Genomic DNA, 21,292 nt, shown 5'->3' with positions numbered 1-21,292 from the left:
TCATGTATTGTCCATTTTGCCATGCGGAAGAAACAAAAGTAGTGGATTCTCGTCTGGTTGCGGATGGTGCTCAAGTTCGCAGAAGACGTGAATGTCTGGAATGTCATGAGCGGTTTACTACTTTTGAAACCGCCGAATTGATTATGCCATTGATTATAAAACGTGATGGAAGAAGAGAACCATTTCATATTGATAATTTACGTTCTGGCATGTTGAGGGCTTTGGAGAAACGGCCTGTCAGTGTTGATGATTTGGAAAAGGCTATTATTTCTATTACTGAGGAAATTCGAAGAAGAGGTGAGCGAGAGATCGATTCCCAAGTGGTTGGCGAGTTGGTAATGAAGGAATTGTTTAGGCTTGATCATGTAGCCTATGTGCGTTTTGCATCTGTATATAAACGCTTTAAAGATGTGAGTGATTTTAGACAAACAATTGATCAAATGAAAAATGAAGATAAGGAAAAATCTTAGATAAAATGATGTGAAGGGCTCACTTTTCTTGTTGTTAGTAGAATAATATGAGGTAATTGTGGAAAAACAATCAATTCGTGGTAAAAGACGAGCTCGGAAATTTGCATTGCAAGCCCTTTATCAATGGCTAATGTCTGGTACAGATCTTCATGAAATTGAAGCTCAATTCAGAGCAATTAATAATATGGATAAAGTAGATGGGGAATATTTCTGTCGCTTGCTCTATGGCATTCCTACCCATGTAGAGGCTTTGGAGGCCAGTTTACTACCTTATTTGGACAGAGAAATCAATGCGTTGAATCCTATAGAGCATACTGTATTGAGAATCGGGTCTTTTGAATTGTTTCATTGCCCCGAGATACCTTATAAGGTCATTCTTGATGAATCAGTATCATTGACCAAAGAGTTTGGTTCACAAGAGGGGTATCGTTACGTTAATGGGGTATTGAATAATTTGGCAAAACAGGTTCGGTCTGTTGAAATCAGTCTTGATAATGAATGAGTTTACCCTGATTGATCATTATTTTAAATCCATTCCAATCAAGAGAAATGATGTTCTTTATGGGATAGGAGATGATGCTGCTTGCTTGCAGATTCCCGAGAGAATGCATTTATTAGTCAGCACCGATACGTTGGTTTCAGGCATTCATTTTCTGCCGCAGTGGGATCCCTATGATATCGCCTGCAAAGCGGTAATGGTCAACATTAGCGACATGGCTGCTATGGGCGCACAGCCTTGTTGGGTCACTCTTGCATTGACCTTGCCGGAATTGAATCAAAGCTGGCTCGATCTCTTCGCGCGAGGAATAAAAGATTCCCTCAGTTTATATAACGTGGATTTGATTGGCGGAGACACGACGAAAGGCCCGTTATCAATCACCTTGACTATCATGGGGCTCACACCTCAAGGGCAATCAATCAGGCGCTGTGGGGCACAAGCGGGTGATGTGATTATGGTTTCAGGACAATTGGGGGCTGCGGGGCTGGCTGTAAAATTGCTGGATGGGCATAAAAAAGTGAAAGCAAAAGATAAAATAGAATTAATGAATAAACTTTTGCATCCCAAACCACGTGTGGATTTATGCCATTTGCTTAGAAAATATGCTACTTCAGCAATTGATATCTCAGACGGACTAAGCTCGGATTTAAATCATATTTGTGTGGCAAGTGGTGTCGGAGCCAATTTGTTTGAAGAAGCAATTCCCATGCATCCTTTATTAAATCAATATTGTCCTGAACAAGCCCTTGACTTGGCTCTTTCCGGAGGTGATGATTACGAATTATGTTTTACCGTTTCAACACAACAGCTGGATTCTTTTAATTGGGAGCTTAAAAAGGAAAATCTGGTTTGTTTTCCCATTGGGGTGATAGAAGAGAAACCTGGATTAAGAATACAATCGGTTGCTAGCCCAAGTAAAGAGTTGCAACCCAGAGGCTATTCACATTTTTAAATCTCGCTTTTATAGTTATGATGGATATGGTTAAGAAAAAAGTTAAATCTGAAATGGTGTGATAGCGATATTTAGGTTGAGGAGCAAATATGAACCAAGTCAATTTGGCAAATCGAGTATGGCAAGATCCCATTTACTTTATCGCTTTTGGTTTTGGTAGCGGATTGATGTCCATTGCTCCAGGCACATGGGGTACCTTGGCTGCTGTTCCACTCTATTTATTAATAATAAATGCTCACTGGGGCGTTTATCTGTTATGGACTGCCCTGGCGTTTGTTCTGGGCGTTTGGGTCAGTAATAGAGTAACAGAGGATCTTGGGGTACATGATTACAAAGGGATTGTCTGGGATGAAGTGGTTGGCTATTTATTAACTATGTTTTTAGCCCCCAAAGGAATTTCGTGGATGTTAGCCGGTTTTATTTTATTCCGAATTTTTGATATTTGGAAACCCCAACCAATACGTATGATCGATCAAAGAGTTCAGGGTGGGTTAGGAATTATGCTGGACGATGTTTTAGCAGCAGTTCCTGCCTGGTGTATTATGCAAATCCTCGTTTGGAGCTTTGCTTAATGAATGAAAATCATAAAGAACTGATTAGCATAGGGTTAACAGTCAGTATCGTTCTTTTCTCGCTTTATATCGTTCATAAGTTCATTCCTTCCATGATATGGGCCGCTATTATTGTTATAGCTACTTATCCCTTATACACCAGATGGCGTAAATTATTTGGTAACAAACACAACACATCCGCGTTCTTATTTACAACACTGATGGGTTTGCTTTTCCTGATTCCCTTGAGTTGGCTCATAGGGATCCTTATCAAAGAGTCGCAATTATTTATTAATTTTTTGCAGCATATTAATAAGGAGGGTGGTGCGGCTCCCGAGTTTTTTAAAAATATCCCGTTAGTTGGTGATGATTTAATTCAATATTGGGATGTGAATATTGGTAAGCCGGGAAGCATTAAGGAATTTTTATCGAATTTGCATTTAACGTTAACCCCGACGAGTTATTACATCAAGCAGATTGGAGTCAATTTGGCTCATCGTAGTTTTCAAGTAGGATTTACCCTTTTAACACTTTTTTTCTTCTATCGTGATGGGGATAAATTACTATTACAAATTCAGCATATAGGAGAATATTGTTTGGGTGACAGATGGTTCCGTTATTCCGACAGGCTTCCCAGCGCGTTGCGAGGTACTGTGAATGGAACTATTGTTGTTGGCATAGGGGTAGGTATATTAATGGGCATTTGTTATGCCTTGGTTGGATTCCCGGCACCCACATTGACTGGATTTATTACCGCATTGGCAGCTATGATACCTTTTGTTGTTCCCATTGTTTTTATTATAGTCGCTTTGATTTTACTTTCCGTTGGCAGTTTGATTGGAGGCATCATTGTTCTCGTTTGGGGAACTTTGGTTATGTTTGTTGCTGATCATTTTGTAAAGCCAGTTCTTATCGGCGGGGCGATACAATTACCTTTCCTGGCTGTTTTGTTCGGCATTTTGGGGGGAGTGGAAACTTTGGGTTTGCTTGGCCTGTTTCTAGGGCCGATGGTGATGGTTTTGTTTGTGACCTTGTGGCAGGAACCCCAAGGCCACAAGAAGTCATCAGGTTGACTTGTCAAAGGTAAAGTTGACACCCACATTGAATGTGCTAAGTGTATATCGGCTGTTGTTAAAGTCAGACAGACTACTGGTTGTGAGAAAGCGGAAGTCCATAGCAAACCAGGCAAAATCATCCATTAGATATCCTACGCCTACAATGCCTTGTCCAGCTCCAGAGACCATGGTAGTGCTAAATCCAGCAGAAGGCGGCAGATTGACGGGTGTTGTTTTTACAAAATTATTTCTGTTTTGAATACGTACTTGTCCTGCGCCTATTCCAATATAAGGCACATAAGTACTTTCATTCACAGAACTGAAAAAATCATAATACAGATTGAGCAAGCCATAGAGAGCTGCACTACTACCATCATAACCTAGTCGATTAACTTCAAAAGTAGAAGGACAAACACCTGTTGGAGTTAGAACATTAGGACTTTGTAAAGTACAGGAACTTATTGTGAAAGGACCAGTTGAAATCCGGTTATAAAGTACCTCACCTTCAATGCGGTAGTGACTTATTTTATAACCTAAAACAGCGCCTCCTCCTCCAGAAACAGGACTATATTCCACATTGGCAGTAATGGTTCGATTGGGCTCGATAAATATGATATCTTCGCCAGAAGGACCATGACTGATTTCACCCAATATTCCAACGTAGAAGCCTTGAGGTTGGTTGAAAGCAAAAGTTGAACCGCTTAATAACAAACCGGATAATACCGAGAGTTGAATTAACTTCTTCATTACGCATCCTTACTTATAATTTCCTTGATCAAAACGGTAGATTGCTCCCACACTGGCCAAATGAGCCTGGTAGACTTTTCCAAAATTACTCGAATTATCGGTTGCGATATAGCGGTAAGCCAGGTTTGCCGCATAATTTTCGGAGAAATTGTAAGTTAATCCCACAGTTCCCTGGTAGGCAAAGGCACTGTCGTTAGTGGTAAAGTAAGACGGTCTAAAAGGACCTATGCTGTCAAGCTCTGCCCTAAGAGAGGCGTATCCAATTCCCAATCCAATAAATGGTGCAATGGCTGGTAGCATATCAGGGCAATCATAATAAATATTGGCCATGATAGTGTTGGCGGAGGTAAAACCGGTAACACCGAGCTGCGTTATAAAATTAAGGTTAAACTTTCTAACTTCACCTCTGAGATAAGTGTATTCTACTTCATAGCGAATTGGGTTGCTTTGATATCCTACTCGTCCCCCGGCGTTATAGCCGTTGTTGTATCCCACTTCATCACGGAATACCCCATAGGCAAAATTGTATATGTTTGGGGTGATATAGGTATAACCCCCAAATGCACTGGCATACCACCCGTCTACAGGTACTGCGGCAGAGGCAACACCAGTAGCTAATATAGCTGTTGTAAGTAATGTGATTCTCATGACATCCCTTTTTATTATTATTATTTTTTAACTGATTCATGTTAGCGGTTTGTCTTAAATTTGCAAGTTTTCTATTGTGCTTTATTGAGCAATTTAAATTTTAAATTTCAGTTAGCTCAATGATTTTGTTGCTTGTATAAAATTCTGATTAAGGTAAGATGAAATTTGGACAAGGAACAAGGAGCGTATATGCCACCAAAGGATGGAAAAGAATTATTGGATATAATCGACAATTTAAACGAATTTGCCGAAAAATTATTAAGTCGCATTGCTGATGAATCCGATGAAGGATGTAAGCAATTAGTCCATGTCTTAGAATCTGCCCGGGCGCGATATAACAAACCTATTGAATCATGGCTTAAAGGTTGGTTTTACCAGTTTACCAGAAAACGCGGACAAGAAATTGATATGGCAATTAAAGGTATGGAAGCTTTCCCTGATGCCTACACCCGCTTGCAGGAATTTAAGTTATTGGTTGGGAAAGGAGAGTGGGAACATGGCTCATTTAATTATTATTTATTTGATGAGCTTATCAAGTCAGTTCCTGGCTATAAACCATTAGAAAGTGAGTTAGTCCATCCAATTATTTTGAAGCTCAGACAAAAAATAAATAAAAGAATTGACGAGTTTATGTCGCAATATCTTGCTACGCAAAAATTAATAGAAGCTCGAAAACAGGAATTGTTACAGACCCATCAAAGTGCTCAGAAATTTATCGATAATGTTTCAATTACCAATGACCTGGAATCAGCTAAAAAATCAGCCAAAGAAAATAAGAGTGTTATACAATTTTGTTTGATTTTTGAAAGTGATATTTGGAAGCTTTCCTGGGTAGATGCAACAGGGAAAGTGTATGCTCTGGAGCCTGGAGAAGAGTTAATCAAAATTCTAATAGATGGAAAGATTAGGGATATCGTTAAGGATATTGATAATCTGAGTGCTTTGCATTTGAAGCAGCTTAAACAGGAGTGTGCAAAAGCCAGAGAAATGCTTTTAGGACGGGTTCAATTACTCATCAATCCGAAAGATCCGAGAACTCAAGTTGAGTTAACTAATGATGTATTAAAAGAAAATGGGATTTCTGCTACTTTTGTTTTGCGCGGTAAACCTAATGAGTATTCGCTCTGGTGGATAAATACATTAGGTTTCGCACATGAAATTTCATTAGAATCCTATGCATCTATGAAAACATGGTTAAATGATCAAAGTCATCCGTTAAAGGAAGAACACATTCCTCAACTTAAGACTTATTTATTGAACGTCAATACTATCAAGTCCATTGATGTCAAGGAAGACATGAAGGAATTTAAAGCTCAATTGCAAAAATGTTTAGCTGCCGGACCAAAATCTAAAATACCTCCTGTCAGTGGTACAATCAAAACGACAAATGCCAAAAAATTGGATTTGCGTTTATTTGGAGATGTTGAACGGTGTTTGAAGAATCAGTTAAGTGAAAGGCAAGAAGAAAAGGTTGATACACAAGAACCTGGTAAACTTAATCTAAACAAATATGAGAATATAGCTACCTTGTTTGGCAACAGAGCTAAAGACATGGAGCAACACGAAGGACAACCATCAAAACCAAATGATAATCCAGCCATAAGATCTATTTAATGAATAAAGGTAGTAACTGCCTTGCATTTTATTTCAAGGCAGTTCAAATTATTGATTAAAACCATTAGTGATAGGATATCTCCAGTCTTTACCAAAGGCCAGATTACTTATCTTTATTCCTGGTGCAGCTTGACGTCTCTTGTATTCGTTACGTTTAATCAATTGAATGATTTTATTGACCACTTGAGGTTTAAATCCCTTGGCAATGATTTCAGAAGGGCTTAAATTCTGTTCCATGTAAGCCATGATGATGGCATCCAGTTCACTATATTCGGGTAAACTATCCTGATCGGTCTGGTTTGGTTTTAATTCAGCAGAAGGAGGTCTGGTAATGACTCGCTCGGGAATAATTACTGAAATCTTGTTTCGATACTTCACTAATTCATACACTTGGGTTTTCAGCACATCCTTTAATACGGCAAATCCGCCGGCCATATCGCCATATAAAGTGGCATAACCTACAGCTGTTTCACTCTTATTGCTGGTTGTAAGCACCATTTTCCCGGTCTTATTTGACAAAGCCATGAGCAGCATGCCGCGTATTCTTGCCTGAATATTTTCTTCTGTGGTATCGGGTGGTAACCCTTTAAAAACAGGATGAAGCGATTCAATCATGGATTGAAACATGGGTTCAATCGGTATAATGGAATGTGCAACTTTAAGGTTACTCAATTGTTCCAGTGCATCTTCATTGCTAATTGATGCGGTATATCGTGAGGGCATCAAAACAGCATGAACTTGTTCTGCTCCGAGTGCATCGGCAGCTATCGCTAAAGTCAAGGCAGAATCAATGCCTCCAGAGAGTCCAAGCAATACACCGGGGAAATTGTTTTTTCTGACATAATCTCTAGTGCCACAAACCAGTGCCTTATATATGAGCGCTTCTTTATCCAGATAAGGGGTGATTGATCCGTTTACTTTGTTACCGTCTATATGGACAGTGCATAAGTTTTCTTCAAAGGCGGGAGCCAAGGCACGGATGGTGCCTTGATTGTCCATAGCCAAGGATTGTCCATCAAAAAGCAAATCGTCCTGACCACCAATTTGATTGACATAAATAATGGAAATCCCCTGTTGCGCATAGGATTTTAAAAGCTCTTCTCTCAGCTGGTATTTACGATAATCAAAGGGGGAGGCGTTTAAACTGACTAAAATGGAAATGCCACTTTTAAGTAAATCGTCTACAGGGCCTTTTTGCCATAAATCTTCGCATATGCAAAACCCTAACTTGTGATTTTTAATTGATAATACACAAGGATCTTTTTTACCGGGAGTAAAATATCTTGCCTCATCAAAAACTCCATAATTTGGCAATTTTTGTTTATGATATTCTCTAATTTTTTGCCCATGATAAAAAATACTGAAGCTGTTGTAGCAATCACCAGTGTGCATCATTGGATGTCCGACAATGACATAACAATTCTTGACGGTATCCTGAATATCCTGGAGATTGAGCATTATTTTATCATGATATTCTTTACGAAAGAGCAAATCTTCTGCCGGGTAACCGGATAAAGTTAATTCGGGGAAAATAATCACATCATGGTTTACCTGATGGTTTTGGATGACATCAATAATTTTTTTTGCATTCGCGTCAATAGCTCCTACTGTCGGATTAATTTGAGCCATCAGTACTGTCAAAGGTGTGTTCATGAAAATCTGTCAATTAATTTGTATACTCGAATTGTAGCTTAGGGGGCATTGATATGGCTACAGATGGAGATGATGGTATTGATTTTAATTGAAGAATTGTTTTTTCTGCTCCCTTATGGTCGCGGCTCGGTTTGAGCTATAATCCGAGCCGCGACCATAAGGAAGCGGGATAGCACAAACACAATGCGAATAAAAAAATCAACTCTTTATGACAGGATTAATATTCTATAATTGTCAAAAAGCGTAAAAAATGACTACAATATACGATTTTTCCTGGACAAACCCGCAGTATGTTAAATGAAGCAATATCAAAAATGCCAGAGGCTTTTGAAGCTAAAATATTGCTTCGGGGTGAAGAGTACTTTCAAAAGGGCCAGGTACTGAATATTCGCTTAAGTGACGGTTTGTTGAAAGGGAGAGTGAAGGGTAGTTCGAGTCAAATTTATGATGTCCATATGGATTTAAAATCATGGCCTGCAAAACCTTCTCGATGTTCATGTGCTTATCAATACAATTGTAAACACGCTGCAGCTTGTCTTTTTGCATTACGAGACAGAGAAAAAATAAATCTGGAGTCACTGCCTTCTAATAAGCTGGACAGGAAATTGGATGTTTGGTTAAAAAATTTACGAGCACAAGAAGCATCGGAAATAAAAAGGGAAGAAGCGACACATCATCTGACTTATTTGATTGATCTCAAACTTCGGGGGCATGAGCACAAGGTAAGCATTAAATTAGCTTTGGCCAAGTTATTAAAGCGAGGCGGTTATGGGAAAAAAATAATTTTTAATACTCTGGCTAATTCAAAAAAACAGCATTTTATGGGCGATGATAATGATATTGTGGCTCAATTGTTATTTAAATGTAATGTATCCGGCTGGTTTGATAATCTTTTAATTCGAAACACCGAGCTTCTTGATAAGATCATTGCAACCGGAAGGGCATTTTTTATTGAAAATGAAGATACCCCTATACAAAAAGGAGAGACGTTGACTGGTGAATGCCAGTGGATTTTATCCTGGAATGGCAATCAGATCTTAAAGTTAAAGCATGATAATCAGAATATTGAGCCATTATTGCTGGATGAAAGTTGGTATTTTGATATTAAAAATGTCGTAATGGGTCACTTAAATTCTCCCTATCCCATCAAACAACTCCGCCATTTGTTGGAAGCACCTCCTATTCCTCTTGATCAAGCCGAGTTATTGGCTAAAAAAATGTCTAAAAATTGCCCTGAATTTCCCATGCCCAATGTGTACAATCAAAAGGAAATGAAACAATTAAAACCAATTCCTGTGTTAATTCTCGATGCGGTCACCGAACAGGAAGAAGACAGATGGATTGATGATGGAGAGGCAAATAATTCTCTTTACATAGCAAAAATCTTTTTTGATTACGAAGGATTACTTGTCCCTTTTGCGGAAGAGTGTGAAAAAGTGGTGTCTTTAAAAGGTGATGTATTAGTTGAATACCAACGTGATCAGGAATTTGAAGATTTAAAAATTGAAGAGTTGAAAAGTTCTATTGATTTGAGACCATTTCATCAATGGGAAAAATATCATTGGAATTTACCCGATCACTCTTTTTTTATTTTAAAGGATGTACAAATTGTTTCAGACCTGGAAAGCCTATACCATCAGTCGTTACCCTACTTAAAAGATCATGGATGGCGTGTAGAGTTTGCAAGCCCTTTTTATCAAGAGATTGTTTCTGCTGATGAAGTGGAGTGGTATTCCGATATACAGGAAAGTACAACCGATTTTTTTTCCTATCAATTGGGCATTTTGGTTGAAGGCAAGCCAGTGAGTATTGTGCCTCTGGTTGCGGATTTGATTCAACGTTACAAAGGGAATGATTTAGATAATTTACCTGATGAGCAGCTGGTCAAACTTCCATTGTTGGATGGTCGTTTATTGCAATTACCTATGGGGCGAATTAAGCCTTTAGTGCGTTTGTTATTACAGTTTGGCTTGCGTCAAATTGATCAAAATCAGCAATTACAGATTAATAAATATCAATTGGTACTAATGCAGGAAGTTGAATTGGCTATTGCTGCAACCAAATCACGTTGGCAAGGCGCTGAATCATTAAGAGAAGAACTAAGGAAGCTGGTCAGATTAAATGATCTGCCAGAAATAAAAGTTCCAGCTGGTCTTCAAGCTCATTTGAGGGATTATCAACACTACGGGTTAAATTGGTTACAATTTTTGCGGACTAGTCGTTTTAATGGCGTATTAGCCGATGATATGGGGCTTGGCAAAACAGTGCAGACTCTTGCTCATTTACAATATGAGAAGGAACAATCAAGGTTAACTAGAGCCAGTTTAATCATAGCGCCTACCAGTCTTGTTGGTAACTGGTTTGCTGAGGCCAAGCGATTTACTCCAGAGATCAGGGTATTGATTTACCATGGAAGTGACAGACATCAGGACCATTTTGATGACTATGATTTAATTATTTCTACCTATGGATTAATCCACAGGGACAAAGAAAAATTTGTTGATTATCCATTTTATTATCTCATTTTGGACGAAGCGCAATTCATTAAAAATGCACGGACAAAAACGACACAAATCATTCAGCAATTAAAGGCTTCACACCGTTTATGTCTCACTGGAACTCCGCTGGAGAATAATTTAGGCGAACTCTGGTCTTTATTTCATTTTTTAATGCCGGGGTTATTGGGCGATGCCAAGCAATTCAGGCTTTGGTTCAGAACGCCTATAGAAAAATATGCCGATATGGGAAGAAGGGATTTGTTAGCAAAAAGAGTGCAACCTTTTTTACTACGCCGGACCAAAAATCAGGTAGCCAATGAACTACCACCCAAAACGGAGATAACTCGTACTATAGAGTTGGTTGGTGCTCAGCGAGATCTTTATGAGGCTATCCGCATGAGCATGGAGAAAAAGGTGAGAGATGCCATAGCAAGGCAGGGATTGGGGAAAAGCCATATATTATTACTTGATGCCTTATTGAAATTACGACAAGTGTGTTGTGATCCAAGATTGTTATCCATGTCTGAAGCGGAGATTGCTCACGGTACTTCATGCAAGCTCGATGCATTGATGGAATTACTTGATAATTTGGTCGAGGAAGGAAGGCGAGTACTGGTATTTTCACAATTTACATCGATGCTCAAGCTGATTGAGGAATTATTAATAGTCAAGCAATATGATTATTTGAAATTGACGGGACAGACCCAAAACAGACAAGCGTTGGTCGAGCAATTTCAGCAAGGTGATACGCCAATATTTTTAATTAGTTTGAAAGCAGGAGGCACAGGACTTAATCTGACTCGTGCTGATACAGTGATTCATTATGATCCCTGGTGGAACCCTTCTGTTGAAGACCAGGCTACTGACAGAACTCATCGAATAGGCCAGGAAAGCCCTGTTTTTGTTTATAAGTTGATTACATCAGGTACTGTAGAAGAGGCAATTCTTGGTATGCAAGAGAAGAAAAGACAATTAGTGGAGGGGATCTTGTCTGCAGATGCTTCCAGGTCAATGATTTTGAGTGAAGACGATTTAAATCAATTTTTTATGCCTTTATGAATAAAAATAACGGTTGATTATCCGCTCCCTTACGGTCGCGGCTCAGATTATAGCTCACTCCGAACCACGTTGGATTATAGTCCAAACAGAGCCGCGACCGTAAGGGAGCGGATAATCAAACCACAAATATTTATTTAAAGATTTCTGTAGCAAAGTTACCTGTCATGGCTTATGCTTTATTACAAGCTCTTGTATAACTTGAACTTTGTATCCCAACAGAATGCATAGTTTATGCAAGAAGCATACTGATTCAATTACGGAGATTAATTATGAAATTATGGAAAGTATTATGTAGTTTTGTAATTGCTGTATGTTATTTACCATTAGCCTTTGCAGCATCACAGTCTCCTGCAGGTACATGGACAACCATTGATGATAAAACCGGAGCGAAGAGAGCTGTAGTCAGCCTTAAAGTAACAAATGGTACTTTAAGTGGTACTATCGTTAAAGTATATCCACAACCAGGTGATACCGGAATTTGCTCTAAGTGCCCTGGTGCATTTAAGGACAAAAAAATTCAAGGTTTGACTTTTGTTTGGGGATTAAAAGATGAAGGCAATGGTGTTTGGAGTGGTGGCTCTATCCTCGATCCCAAAACAGGAAAAATTTATAAAGCCAAAATGACAATGCAGGGCAATAAACTGTATGTCAGAGGATATTTTGGAGTATCTGCTCTGGGACGCACCCAAACCTGGATTCGCTAAGTAGTTTTTAAGAATGATTTTATATATGATGTGGGGTAGTGCTTTCTCTCGCTTTTAAGGCGGTGAGCACTATCCTGCATTTTGTTTTTAGTGTTATTATCATTTGAAATTAGATTAAGAATGTCTTTAAATAGATTGTCTTCCCTATAAATAATTTCTCAAATAAATTGTTATTACCATGCTTGATTTGCAAATATCTAAAAAAACGGTCGATCCACTAAAACGTCCCCCACATTCTGTAGAGGCTGAGCAATCCATCATTGGTGGTTTGATGCTCGATAATCAAGTTTGGGATAAGGTAAGCAATAAATTATGTGAAACCGATTTTTATCGTACCGAGCATCGAATTCTTTTTAGGGCCATTTCTGCTTTGGCCAAAAAAGATCAACCCTTTGATGTGGTGACGCTTCTTGATGCTTTGAAAACGCGTAACGAGTTAGATGATGCTGGTGGAGAAGCTTATTTATTTGAGTTGGCTAATAATACTCCAAGTGTAGCGAATGTGACCGCTTATGCGGATATTGTGCGGGAAAAGTCAGTCCAGAGGCAACTGATAGCGGTAGCAACAGAAATTGCCGATTCCGCTTATAATCCTGCGGGAAGAGAAGTGCCTGAGCTATTGGATATGGCAGAAACCAAAGTATTTGCCATTGGTGAGCAAACTGCGAGTGATGGCGGACCAGAAAATATTAAATCTATCCTGGTACGGGCAGTAGAGAAAATAGATGCCCTCTATCATAATGGTGATGCGATTACAGGTCTTGCTACAGGCTTATCTGATTTGGATGAAATGACATCAGGTTTGCAGCCTTCTGACCTGATTATCGTTGCTGGTCGCCCATCAATGGGAAAAACAACTCTGGTAATGAATATGGCAGAACATGCGGCAATTAAAGCCGGTAAGCCAGTATTGGTTTTCTCTATGGAAATGCCAGCTGATTCTCTGGCAATGAGAATGATGTCTTCCTTAGGGCGAATTGATCAGCATCGGATTCGTACCGGTAAATTAGATGATAATGATTGGCCACGAGTGACTTCCGCTGTGCATATGCTTTCTGAGGCCCCTTTGTTCATAGATGATACTCCTGCTTTAAGTCCCGGAGAAATGAGAGCCCGTGCCAGACGTTTAGCAAAGGAACACGGCTCATTGGGGCTTATCGTTGTCGATTATTTACAATTAATGAAAGTCCCTGGGTTTAATGCAGACAATAGAACAGCGGAAATCTCCGAAATTTCTCGCAGTCTTAAATCGCTGGCAAAAGAGTTGCAGGTTCCGGTAATTGCTTTATCTCAGTTAAATAGAAGCCTGGAGCAGCGAGCAGACAAGCGGCCTGTGATGTCAGATTTGCGAGAATCAGGGGCAATTGAGCAAGATGCTGACTTAATCTGTTTTATTTATAGAGATGAAGTATATAATGAGGACAGTCCTGATAAAGGTACCGCTGAAATCATTGTTGCCAAGCAAAGAAATGGACCCATAGGCAAAGTCAGGGTGGCCTTTTTGGGTAAATACACACGATTTGAAGATTTGGCATTTAATGGTTATCAAGGGGTAGAATAGGGTGTCAAGACCTACACGTTTAGTAATAGAGCCCAGTGCTTTATTGCATAATTTATCTCAAATCAAGCATTTGGCTCCAGGCAAAAAAGTTATTGCTATGGTAAAAGCCAATGCTTATGGTTGTGGAGTCAGAGAAGTTGCTCCTGTTCTTGATGGGCGAATTGAGGCTTTTGGCGTAGCTTGTCTTGAGGAAGCGCTGGCTATTCGAGCTTTAGGTGTTGAAACCCCGTGCATTCTCTTTCAGGGCGTCTTTAGTTCTGATGAATTGTCAGTAGCCGTTGAGAATGATTTCGCCTGTGTTCTTCATCACCCACAGCAGTTGGAATGGCTAATCAAGACTCCGTTGCCTTACCCGATAAAAGTATGGGTAAAGGTAAACACAGGCATGCACAGACTTGGATTTAAAATCCATGAATTGCAAAAAGTGATGGATGCATTGCAAACTTGTATTTGGGTTGATAAAAACATAGGGTTAATGACTCATTTGGCTTGCGCAGATGAACCCCACCGCCCTGAGAATCGTCAACAGATCTCGTTGTTTCAGGAGATATCCATACCAGGGTTTCGCCAACGCAGTATCGCTAATTCAGCGGCAATTATTTCATTTCCTGATTCCCAGGCTGATGTGGTGCGGCCTGGGATTATGTTGTATGGCGTTTCCCCATTTGCTAATCAAAATGCTCGGGATTTAGGTTTAATCCCTGTGATGCGTTTTATGTCAGCCATTAGCGCGATTCATGATAATCCATCTTTTGCTCAGGTAGGCTATGGTGGAACCTGGAAAAGCGATAAACCTTCACGAATCGGCATTGTTGCAGCAGGTTATGGTGATGGATACCCAAGACATATTTCCGAGAAAACACCGGTTTGGGTTAGAGGTAGGGAAGTGTGTATTGTTGGCAGGGTTTCTATGGATATGCTGACTGTCGATTTGACAGAGCACCCTGATGTTCAGATAGGCGACGCGGTTGAGCTTTGGGGAACACATGTTTTAGTGGAGCGCATTGCCAAATCAGCAGGTACAGTAGGATACGAATTATTATGTCAAATTTCAGAGAGAGTGCGTTACAAATAAGTTATGGATAATAACTGTTCGTGATGGTAGAATGACAACCGATTTTGTAACTCTTTAAACAGGTGAACTGTAATGAAAAAATTGATTGTTGCATCATTATCCCTATCATTCATGCTAGGTGGCTGTGCCTCAATGAACAAAGAAGGTGTAGGTACAATTACAGGCGGTGTGGTAGGTGGATTACTTGGTAGCCAGTTTGGTGGTGGTTCAGGTAAGGTTGCAGCTGCAGGAGCAGGAGCATTATTAGGAGCTTACCTGGGTGGTCAAATTGGAAAAACAATGGATAAGGTAGACCGACTTGAAATGCAAAGGGCTCTGGAAACAGCCCCAACAGGTAAAGCAGTTGCATGGTCAAATCCAGACACTGGATACCGTTATACTGTACAGCCAACGAGAACGTATTATAACGCTCAACAACCTTGCCGTGAGTACATTACCAAAGCCATGATTGGTGGTAAAACCCAACAAATTTATGGTAAGGCCTGTCGTCAAGCTGATGGTTCCTGGCGTGTTGTGAATTGATGAATTGATTAAGATTGTTGGGTTATGCCCAACAATCTTACTTTAATAATCAAGTGTGATACTCTTTTATAAAAGCTTTCTTAGTCTCATTCAGTGAGCTTAACACTCTCTTTTTGTGCTATATTTATACAGCGAGTTGCTAATTTAGTATTAATCAGGGAGAGTGAAATGGCTCACTTAATTCATAGCGTACTGCCGGTGCCACCAAGGAAAATCGCTTATATTCATCCTGATGATAGTGTCAAAGAATGTATTAAACAGATGGTTGAAAAAGATATAGGTGCTTTAGTCGTTTTCGATAATGATACCAACTTGATTGGTATTGTGAGTGAAAGAGACATACTTCGCTGTTATTTTCATAAGAATCTAAGTTTGGAAACTGCAAAAGTGTCTGATGTTGTTTATACCAACGTCACGATCTTAAGTCCACATGATTCGGTAGAGAAAGCCATGCAAGTGATAACTGAAACAAAAAGAAGACATGTATTAATACAGGAAGGGAGTGAGTTATTAGCTATATTGTCCATAGGGGATTTGTTGTACCACGTATTGGAAGATAAATTGCGAGTGATAGAGCATTTGGAAAATTATATTCATTCCTGATGTTTAACCTCTTATTTCAAGTTTACATTTTATTACTCTAAATGAGTTAGACTTATTTGGACTATTTCATACAATCGATCCTAAGTGCTATAGTATTCATTTAAAAGAAATATAATGAAAACCATGAAGCCAATGATTCGATTGACGGTGTTATTTCTGATGCTCAGTTTTAATTTATGGGCAGTAAATTCCTCATCTCCCTGGTATACAGAAGAAAAAGGTAAAGGGCTTGTAATTAACGTTGAATTGTATCTTTCATCTACTTGTCCTCATTGTCATAAGGCCGATGAATTTTTCAAAGAAATTGAAAAACATTATCCCTGGCTGCATGTAGAGCGTTATATTATCGATAAAGATAAAAACGCTTTGAAACGTTTTGGCGATTTATTGACAGAGCTTAATCGATATGATTTTGCCGTTCCATCCATATTTTTTTGTAATTCTCGTTGGGTTGGGTTTGCCACTGCACAGACAACCGGAAAGGATCTGCTAAAAGGCATAGAATATTGTAAAGAAGAAATTGTGAAAAATGGAACATTGACTCCTGCGACTGAGAGTGTTTTAAACAGATGGGGAAATGCGAATTTGTTTGATTCGAATATCACAGGAAGCCCCTCCACAAATACATTTATTTTTGTTGTAGCCTTAATCGATGCCATCAGTCCATGTGCTTTATTTACTATCGCTGCATTTTTTGGTCTTTTATTCATGATAGAAAAGCGAAAGCTGCAATTTATCAGCGGCTCCCTATTTATTTTAACCGTTGGCGGTGTTCATTATTTTCAACAAGTTTATCCTACCCTGTTTTTTGAATCGCTTTCATGGTTCCGTATTCCAGCTGCATTGGTAGGCCTTTTTGCTTTTTACTTCGCTGGTCAATATTATAAAAAACGTTCTATCCAACCATTATTTATTGTTTTGGCTTTTTTATTGGCATTTACAGTTCCAATGTTTCAACAAACCTGTTTGATGAATTGGTCTTATGTTTTTGAACAATGGCTACATAACCAAAATGTATCAGGAGTTCAAATGGCGTTATACCAATTTGCTTATCAGCTTATCTATATCCTTCCTTTAATTATCCTGATGTTCCTCTATTGGGTTCTAATGAAAATTCGTTTTTTCGAAAAATTGAAGGCAAAATTACCCACTATAGGTTTCTTATATATTTTAGCTATCTCACTCTTATTAATCATTTATCCCTATGCTTTGTCTAATCTGGCTTTATCATTATTTTTAATTGTTTCATTAGGTATTTCTGGTTTGTTACTGAATTGGTTTAATGCTTCTAAAATGACATGAGGATCCAATCGGCATAAAATAAATTATAAATTCTGAATATCTTCATTTTATGACATACAATTAAGTTAGGTTTTGAAGCTAATCGCTTATGGAGAAGTTCTCATCATGGATGATAATAATTCAGAATATAAGCATTTATTTCCGATTATTGTGGAAGTAGCAGAAGGAAAGATTTACAAATGGTGTGGTTGTGGCAAAAGCAAAACTCAACCTTTCTGTGATAAAGAGAATTGCGGAGATAAAGCGGTCTCTTTCATAGCAGATTTGACTGAAGAAGTTTGTTTTTGCAATTGCAAACAAACCAAAAAACCTCCTTTTTGTGATGGATCGCATGCAAAGGTTTTGCTTGAAGTGCTTAAAAACAGGCAAAATAAATGAACAGGAAAGGAAGTCTTAAATGATAGATCAAGAATTAAAGAAAAAAATTGTTAACACAATTAGCCAATATGAGCATAAATGTGACAAGATGCAAAATCAAATTAATACACTCAGAAGTGTAATTAATCAATTGATCATTAATCCTATTGGAATCAATTATGAGTTGGACGAACGCCTTTCACAATTCAGAAATTATTTGGATACGGAGTTTGAACCCGCTGTCATAGAAAAAAAAGTGAAACGTTTGGCAGAAATGCTTTCCAAAATGCAAAAGAAAAAAGTGGAAAACTCTCGTTTGGTCAATGGACTAATCAAACAAGGAGTTGACTCGATTGGCCGTATTGCCAATAAATCTCAGGATAAGAGAGCCGTTACAAAATTACAAAAAATGCTGGATACCGAGATGGAAAGCCATGCCATTTTGGTTCATTTTAATCAAGTTTTAACCCAATGCATTTCTTCCGTGATTAAGGAACTGGAGGAGTTGCCGCAAATTACTAAAGTCGATAGCCCCAAAAAGAGTTTTCAATATGAGATTAGTTTAAAAGTAAATGACAGTTTACAACAATTACTTAACCATTTATCTATCCCTCAGGATTTGGATTCCAAGAGAGGAAGCATCAAAACCAATTTGGAACAAGCGCTCAATGATGAAGAGCTTAGCTCTATCATTGACAGTTTGACGGAATTAGTCGTTGAGGCATTTAATGTTGAGCAGAATCGATTCAAAGGGTTTCTTCAACAATTAACCAATCAGCTCAATGATTTTGAACTCTACTTAGGAGCAGCGGGGAATACTCGCAGGAAAGCTTCTGAAGACAGTCGTCAATTAGAGTTCGGAATTCAGGATAACCTGGATCAAATCAAAAACCATCTTGATACTTCTAAAACAATTGAAGAATTATCCTCAAAGGTGAGTCAAAATATAAAAATGATTGGCGATCGCTTAAAAGAGTACCGACATAATGAAGAAGTTCGAGAGAAAGAGTATGCAAAACAAGTATTGGAATTGCAGGCAAGATTGCAGGAATCCGAGCAAAATGCGGAAGAAATAAAAAATTTGCTTTCTTTTCAGAAATACAGAATTAACCACGACAGTTTAACAGGCTTGCCGAACCGAGAATCTTATGATGAGCATATCCTGGATTCATTCCATCGCTGGAAACGAAGTTCAAGCGTATTATCTCTTGCTGTATGTGATATCGATCATTTTAAACGTATTAATGACAATTTTGGTCATCTTGCAGGAGATAAAGTTCTTAAAAAGGTAGCTATGATTTTTAAATCGTCAATCAGGACGGTTGATTTTATCGCTCGAATAGGTGGTGAGGAATTTGTGTTTATTTTTGAACAAACCAACAGTAAAGAAGCCCTTGAAATTTTGGAAAAATTACGTAAATTAGTTGAAGATTGTTTGTTTTATTATCATGACAAAAAGGTCGATGTTACGGTTTCATTTGGGCTTACTACTGTGACTGAAGGCGATGATATTGAGTCTTTGTTTATGCGGGCAGACAATGCCATGTATAAAGCTAAAAATGCAGGAAGAAACAGGATTGAAGTATTGTAGTGGAATATATTTCCAACATTTTTTTAATGACACTGCTTTCAGGGTAAGTCTGAATTAAAAGATGATTTTCCTCTGATACTGTTTTTAAATGAACTTGATCTTGTCCTTATGATTTGGGATCATCATAGTTCTTTGTATTTCGGATGGCGTCATGAGCAAATTGATCGATATTCCAATCGTTGTGGAAAGTGGACAAAAATATAAAACATCTCACGGTGTGACAGCTATTAAAGATGGAATAAAATCATCGGGTCAAAATCATGAAAGACTCCCAAAACCGAAGTGGCTGCGCATAGTCAATCATACAACTCCAGCTTATAGCCAGGTTAAAGAGCAAGTGCAAAAACATCGCTTGGCAACAGTTTGCGAAGAAGCGAAATGCCCAAATATCTCAGAATGTTGGTCTCATGGGACTGCGACTATCATGTTAATGGGGGCAGTATGTACCCGGGCTTGCCGATTTTGTTCTGTGGATACAGGAAATCCACATGGCTGGCTTGATGCAGAAGAACCCGAGAATACTGCGGAAACAGTTGCCTTAATGAACCTGGATTATGTGGTTTTAACTTCAGTTAATCGGGATGATTTACCTGATGGAGGGGCGAATCATTATGCCAAAACCATTAGAGCAATCAAAAAACGCTCTCCCCGAACCAAAGTCGAGGCGTTAACACCGGATTTTCAAGGTAGTGAAAGAGATGTTGCTGTTTTGCTGGATAGCGGTGTTGATGTCTTTGCCCAAAATGTAGAAACCGTTGAGCGCCTGACACACCCGGTAAGAGACAATCGAGCAGGCTATCAGCAAACCTTGAATGTTCTGGCTTTTGCCAAGAAATATCGCCCTGATGTTCTAACCAAAACCAGTTTGATGCTGGGATTAGGTGAAACGGATGAGGAAATAGTTCAGACTATGGATGATCTACGTGCTCATCACGTGGATATTTTGACTCTGGGGCAATATTTACAACCTACTAAAAATCATTTGCCTATAGCGCGTTATGTAACTCCTGAAACTTTTTCTGAATTAAGGCAAATTGGTCTGAAAAAAGGCTTTTTTGAAGTCGCCTCTGGCCCACTGGTTCGATCAAGTTATAGGGCTGACCGAGTGTTCAAACGGGATAATTTGGGGCTGGATGTTTGAGATTAGTGAACAGCTTGTGTTTTTCGAATTGGCTATAAATAATTTTATTATTAATTAAAAAAATTAGATTTTTTATTAAACCATTAAACCGTTCATGCTGAGGAGGTGCAAAGCACCGTCTCGAAGCATGTTCGAATGAAACACAGCCCACTCTTAACTTTTACGTTTTGAATAGTCTGATAATGCTTGCCAATCTCCCTTTATTAAAGCCTCTTTCTTTCTCCGACTCCACCCTTTGATTTGTCTTTCGGCAATCAAGGCTTCCTCACGAGACATAAATTCTTGGCTGTATTTTAATTCAATTGGTAATCTTGTGCTTGTATAACAACCCGGAATCATTTTATCTTGATGTTGAGTAAGGCGTTTTTCCAGATTATCCGTTTGTCCTGTATAATAGCTCTTATCACTGCATTGAAGAATATAAACCCAAAACATTTAGTCAATCCCTTATACTATGTTTTTAAGCATGCTTCGAGACGGTGCTTCGCACCTCCTCAGCATGAACGGATTAATATAATAACTAATTTATCCAATTAACAAGAAAAATTTATGAATAATCGGAAGAGGGTTTGCATAACACTCCAAGGCTGATTATAAAAATGGGATTTTCCCATCAGGCCGTTCATGCTTCGAGACGGTGCTACACACCTCCTCAGCATGAACGCCTTAATATCTAATTTATTCAATTAA

General features: G+C 38.8%; 20 protein-coding genes. 16 read left to right on the top strand and 4 right to left on the bottom strand.

The window, feature by feature from the left end:
• Positions 1 to 2: 2 nt before the first annotated feature.
• From nrdR to CC34_RS0111310, 5 genes are all read left to right on the top strand, one after another.
• Positions 3 to 470, top strand: a complete 468-nt coding sequence (nrdR, locus tag CC34_RS0111330) for a transcriptional regulator NrdR (RefSeq protein WP_010946463.1) — start codon at positions 3 to 5, stop codon at positions 468 to 470.
• A 58-nt stretch (positions 471 to 528) separates the two neighbouring features.
• Positions 529 to 972, top strand: coding sequence for a transcription antitermination factor NusB (gene nusB, locus CC34_RS0111325; RefSeq protein WP_028379505.1), 444 nt, complete (start codon positions 529 to 531; stop codon positions 970 to 972).
• The gene (thiL, locus tag CC34_RS0111320; RefSeq protein ID WP_028379504.1) at positions 965 to 1,921 is read left to right on the top strand and encodes a thiamine-phosphate kinase; all 957 of its coding nucleotides are present in this window, start codon (positions 965 to 967) and stop codon (positions 1,919 to 1,921) included. Before nusB ends, thiL begins: the two co-directional genes overlap by 8 nt.
• Before the next feature lie 89 nt (positions 1,922 to 2,010).
• Positions 2,011 to 2,493, top strand: a complete 483-nt coding sequence (locus CC34_RS0111315) for a phosphatidylglycerophosphatase A family protein (protein ID WP_028379503.1) — start codon at positions 2,011 to 2,013, stop codon at positions 2,491 to 2,493.
• Positions 2,493 to 3,545, top strand: coding sequence for an AI-2E family transporter (locus CC34_RS0111310; RefSeq protein ID WP_028379502.1), 1,053 nt, complete (start codon positions 2,493 to 2,495; stop codon positions 3,543 to 3,545). Before CC34_RS0111315 ends, CC34_RS0111310 begins: the two co-directional genes overlap by 1 nt.
• Here CC34_RS0111310 and CC34_RS0111305 read toward each other — a convergent pair.
• Positions 3,537 to 4,274: an outer membrane beta-barrel protein gene (locus CC34_RS0111305; RefSeq protein ID WP_028379501.1), complete on the bottom strand. Its 738-nt coding sequence runs from the start codon at positions 4,272 to 4,274 to the stop codon at positions 3,537 to 3,539. The two genes, CC34_RS0111310 and CC34_RS0111305, sit on opposite strands and share 9 nt — an antisense overlap.
• A 9-nt stretch (positions 4,275 to 4,283) precedes the next feature.
• Positions 4,284 to 4,922: an outer membrane protein gene (locus CC34_RS0111300; protein ID WP_028379500.1), complete on the bottom strand. Its 639-nt coding sequence runs from the start codon at positions 4,920 to 4,922 to the stop codon at positions 4,284 to 4,286.
• A gap of 165 nt (positions 4,923 to 5,087) precedes the next feature.
• Here CC34_RS0111300 and ravH point away from each other — a divergent pair, with 165 nt between their 5' ends.
• Positions 5,088 to 6,536 (top strand): Dot/Icm T4SS effector RavH, encoded by a 1,449-nt coding sequence (gene ravH / locus CC34_RS0111295; RefSeq protein ID WP_080274208.1) that lies wholly within the window; start codon positions 5,088 to 5,090, stop codon positions 6,534 to 6,536.
• 48 nt (positions 6,537 to 6,584) lie between these two features.
• Here ravH and CC34_RS0111290 read toward each other — a convergent pair whose 3' ends face one another.
• Positions 6,585 to 8,189, bottom strand: coding sequence for an NAD+ synthase (locus tag CC34_RS0111290; protein WP_028379498.1), 1,605 nt, complete (start codon positions 8,187 to 8,189; stop codon positions 6,585 to 6,587).
• Between the two features lie 290 nt (positions 8,190 to 8,479).
• Between CC34_RS0111290 and CC34_RS0111285 the strand changes: the two genes are divergently transcribed.
• From CC34_RS0111285 to lipA, 10 genes are all read left to right on the top strand, one after another.
• Positions 8,480 to 11,746, top strand: coding sequence for a DEAD/DEAH box helicase (locus CC34_RS0111285; protein WP_028379497.1), 3,267 nt, complete (start codon positions 8,480 to 8,482; stop codon positions 11,744 to 11,746).
• 269 nt (positions 11,747 to 12,015) lie between these two features.
• Positions 12,016 to 12,450 carry a DUF2147 domain-containing protein gene (locus CC34_RS0111280; RefSeq protein ID WP_032829049.1) on the top strand — a complete coding sequence of 145 codons (435 nt, stop codon included), beginning with the start codon at positions 12,016 to 12,018 and terminating at the stop codon, positions 12,448 to 12,450.
• A gap of 178 nt (positions 12,451 to 12,628) precedes the next feature.
• The gene (gene dnaB, locus CC34_RS0111275) at positions 12,629 to 14,011 is read left to right on the top strand and encodes a replicative DNA helicase (protein ID WP_010946475.1); all 1,383 of its coding nucleotides are present in this window, start codon (positions 12,629 to 12,631) and stop codon (positions 14,009 to 14,011) included.
• Position 14,012: 1 nt separating this feature from the next.
• A complete protein-coding gene (gene alr / locus CC34_RS0111270; RefSeq protein ID WP_028379496.1) occupies positions 14,013 to 15,086 on the top strand; it encodes an alanine racemase in 1,074 nt (357 codons plus the stop codon).
• Positions 15,087 to 15,158: 72 nt separating this feature from the next.
• Positions 15,159 to 15,608 carry an RT0821/Lpp0805 family surface protein gene (locus tag CC34_RS0111265; protein WP_027223780.1) on the top strand — a complete coding sequence of 150 codons (450 nt, stop codon included), beginning with the start codon at positions 15,159 to 15,161 and terminating at the stop codon, positions 15,606 to 15,608.
• A 168-nt stretch (positions 15,609 to 15,776) separates the two neighbouring features.
• Positions 15,777 to 16,211, top strand: coding sequence for a CBS domain-containing protein (locus CC34_RS0111260; protein WP_028379495.1), 435 nt, complete (start codon positions 15,777 to 15,779; stop codon positions 16,209 to 16,211).
• Between the two features lie 114 nt (positions 16,212 to 16,325).
• Positions 16,326 to 17,513 (top strand): glutaredoxin family protein, encoded by a 1,188-nt coding sequence (locus tag CC34_RS0111255; RefSeq protein ID WP_028379494.1) that lies wholly within the window; start codon positions 16,326 to 16,328, stop codon positions 17,511 to 17,513.
• 105 nt (positions 17,514 to 17,618) lie between these two features.
• Entirely contained in the window at positions 17,619 to 17,891 is a 273-nt protein-coding gene (locus tag CC34_RS0111250) for a CDGSH iron-sulfur domain-containing protein (protein WP_028379493.1), read from the top strand.
• Positions 17,892 to 17,910: 19 nt separating this feature from the next.
• Positions 17,911 to 19,461, top strand: coding sequence for a GGDEF domain-containing protein (locus CC34_RS0111245; RefSeq protein ID WP_028379492.1), 1,551 nt, complete (start codon positions 17,911 to 17,913; stop codon positions 19,459 to 19,461).
• A gap of 151 nt (positions 19,462 to 19,612) precedes the next feature.
• Positions 19,613 to 20,602 carry a lipoyl synthase gene (gene lipA / locus CC34_RS0111240; RefSeq protein ID WP_028379491.1) on the top strand — a complete coding sequence of 330 codons (990 nt, stop codon included), beginning with the start codon at positions 19,613 to 19,615 and terminating at the stop codon, positions 20,600 to 20,602.
• Positions 20,603 to 20,755: 153 nt separating this feature from the next.
• Here lipA and CC34_RS0111235 read toward each other — a convergent pair whose 3' ends face one another.
• Positions 20,756 to 21,037, bottom strand: coding sequence for a GIY-YIG nuclease family protein (locus tag CC34_RS0111235; RefSeq protein WP_028379490.1), 282 nt, complete (start codon positions 21,035 to 21,037; stop codon positions 20,756 to 20,758).
• Between the last annotated feature and the right edge of the window lie 255 nt (positions 21,038 to 21,292).

Origin of the sequence: Legionella pneumophila subsp. fraseri (genome assembly GCF_000586315.1) — a bacterium.
In the GTDB taxonomy this organism is placed as follows: Bacteria; Pseudomonadota; Gammaproteobacteria; order Legionellales; family Legionellaceae; genus Legionella; species Legionella pneumophila_B.
This window is presented reverse-complemented; position numbering and strand designations above follow the sequence as displayed.

Coding starts and splice junctions, on each gene's coding strand:
- nrdR (WP_010946463.1), top strand. CDS start 3: ATGTATTGTCCATTTTGCCATGCGGAAGAAACAAAAGTAGTGGATTCT.
- thiL (WP_028379504.1), top strand. CDS start 965: ATGAATGAGTTTACCCTGATTGATCATTATTTTAAATCCATTCCAATC.
- CC34_RS0111315 (WP_028379503.1), top strand. CDS start 2,011: ATGAACCAAGTCAATTTGGCAAATCGAGTATGGCAAGATCCCATTTAC.
- CC34_RS0111310 (WP_028379502.1), top strand. CDS start 2,493: ATGAATGAAAATCATAAAGAACTGATTAGCATAGGGTTAACAGTCAGT.
- CC34_RS0111305 (WP_028379501.1), bottom strand. CDS start 4,274: ATGAAGAAGTTAATTCAACTCTCGGTATTATCCGGTTTGTTATTAAGC.
- CC34_RS0111300 (WP_028379500.1), bottom strand. CDS start 4,922: ATGAGAATCACATTACTTACAACAGCTATATTAGCTACTGGTGTTGCC.
- CC34_RS0111290 (WP_028379498.1), bottom strand. CDS start 8,189: ATGAACACACCTTTGACAGTACTGATGGCTCAAATTAATCCGACAGTA.
- CC34_RS0111285 (WP_028379497.1), top strand. CDS start 8,480: ATGTTAAATGAAGCAATATCAAAAATGCCAGAGGCTTTTGAAGCTAAA.
- CC34_RS0111280 (WP_032829049.1), top strand. CDS start 12,016: ATGAAATTATGGAAAGTATTATGTAGTTTTGTAATTGCTGTATGTTAT.
- dnaB (WP_010946475.1), top strand. CDS start 12,629: ATGCTTGATTTGCAAATATCTAAAAAAACGGTCGATCCACTAAAACGT.
- CC34_RS0111265 (WP_027223780.1), top strand. CDS start 15,159: ATGAAAAAATTGATTGTTGCATCATTATCCCTATCATTCATGCTAGGT.
- CC34_RS0111260 (WP_028379495.1), top strand. CDS start 15,777: ATGGCTCACTTAATTCATAGCGTACTGCCGGTGCCACCAAGGAAAATC.
- CC34_RS0111255 (WP_028379494.1), top strand. CDS start 16,326: ATGAAAACCATGAAGCCAATGATTCGATTGACGGTGTTATTTCTGATG.
- CC34_RS0111250 (WP_028379493.1), top strand. CDS start 17,619: ATGGATGATAATAATTCAGAATATAAGCATTTATTTCCGATTATTGTG.
- CC34_RS0111245 (WP_028379492.1), top strand. CDS start 17,911: ATGATAGATCAAGAATTAAAGAAAAAAATTGTTAACACAATTAGCCAA.
- lipA (WP_028379491.1), top strand. CDS start 19,613: ATGAGCAAATTGATCGATATTCCAATCGTTGTGGAAAGTGGACAAAAA.
- CC34_RS0111235 (WP_028379490.1), bottom strand. CDS start 21,037: ATGTTTTGGGTTTATATTCTTCAATGCAGTGATAAGAGCTATTATACA.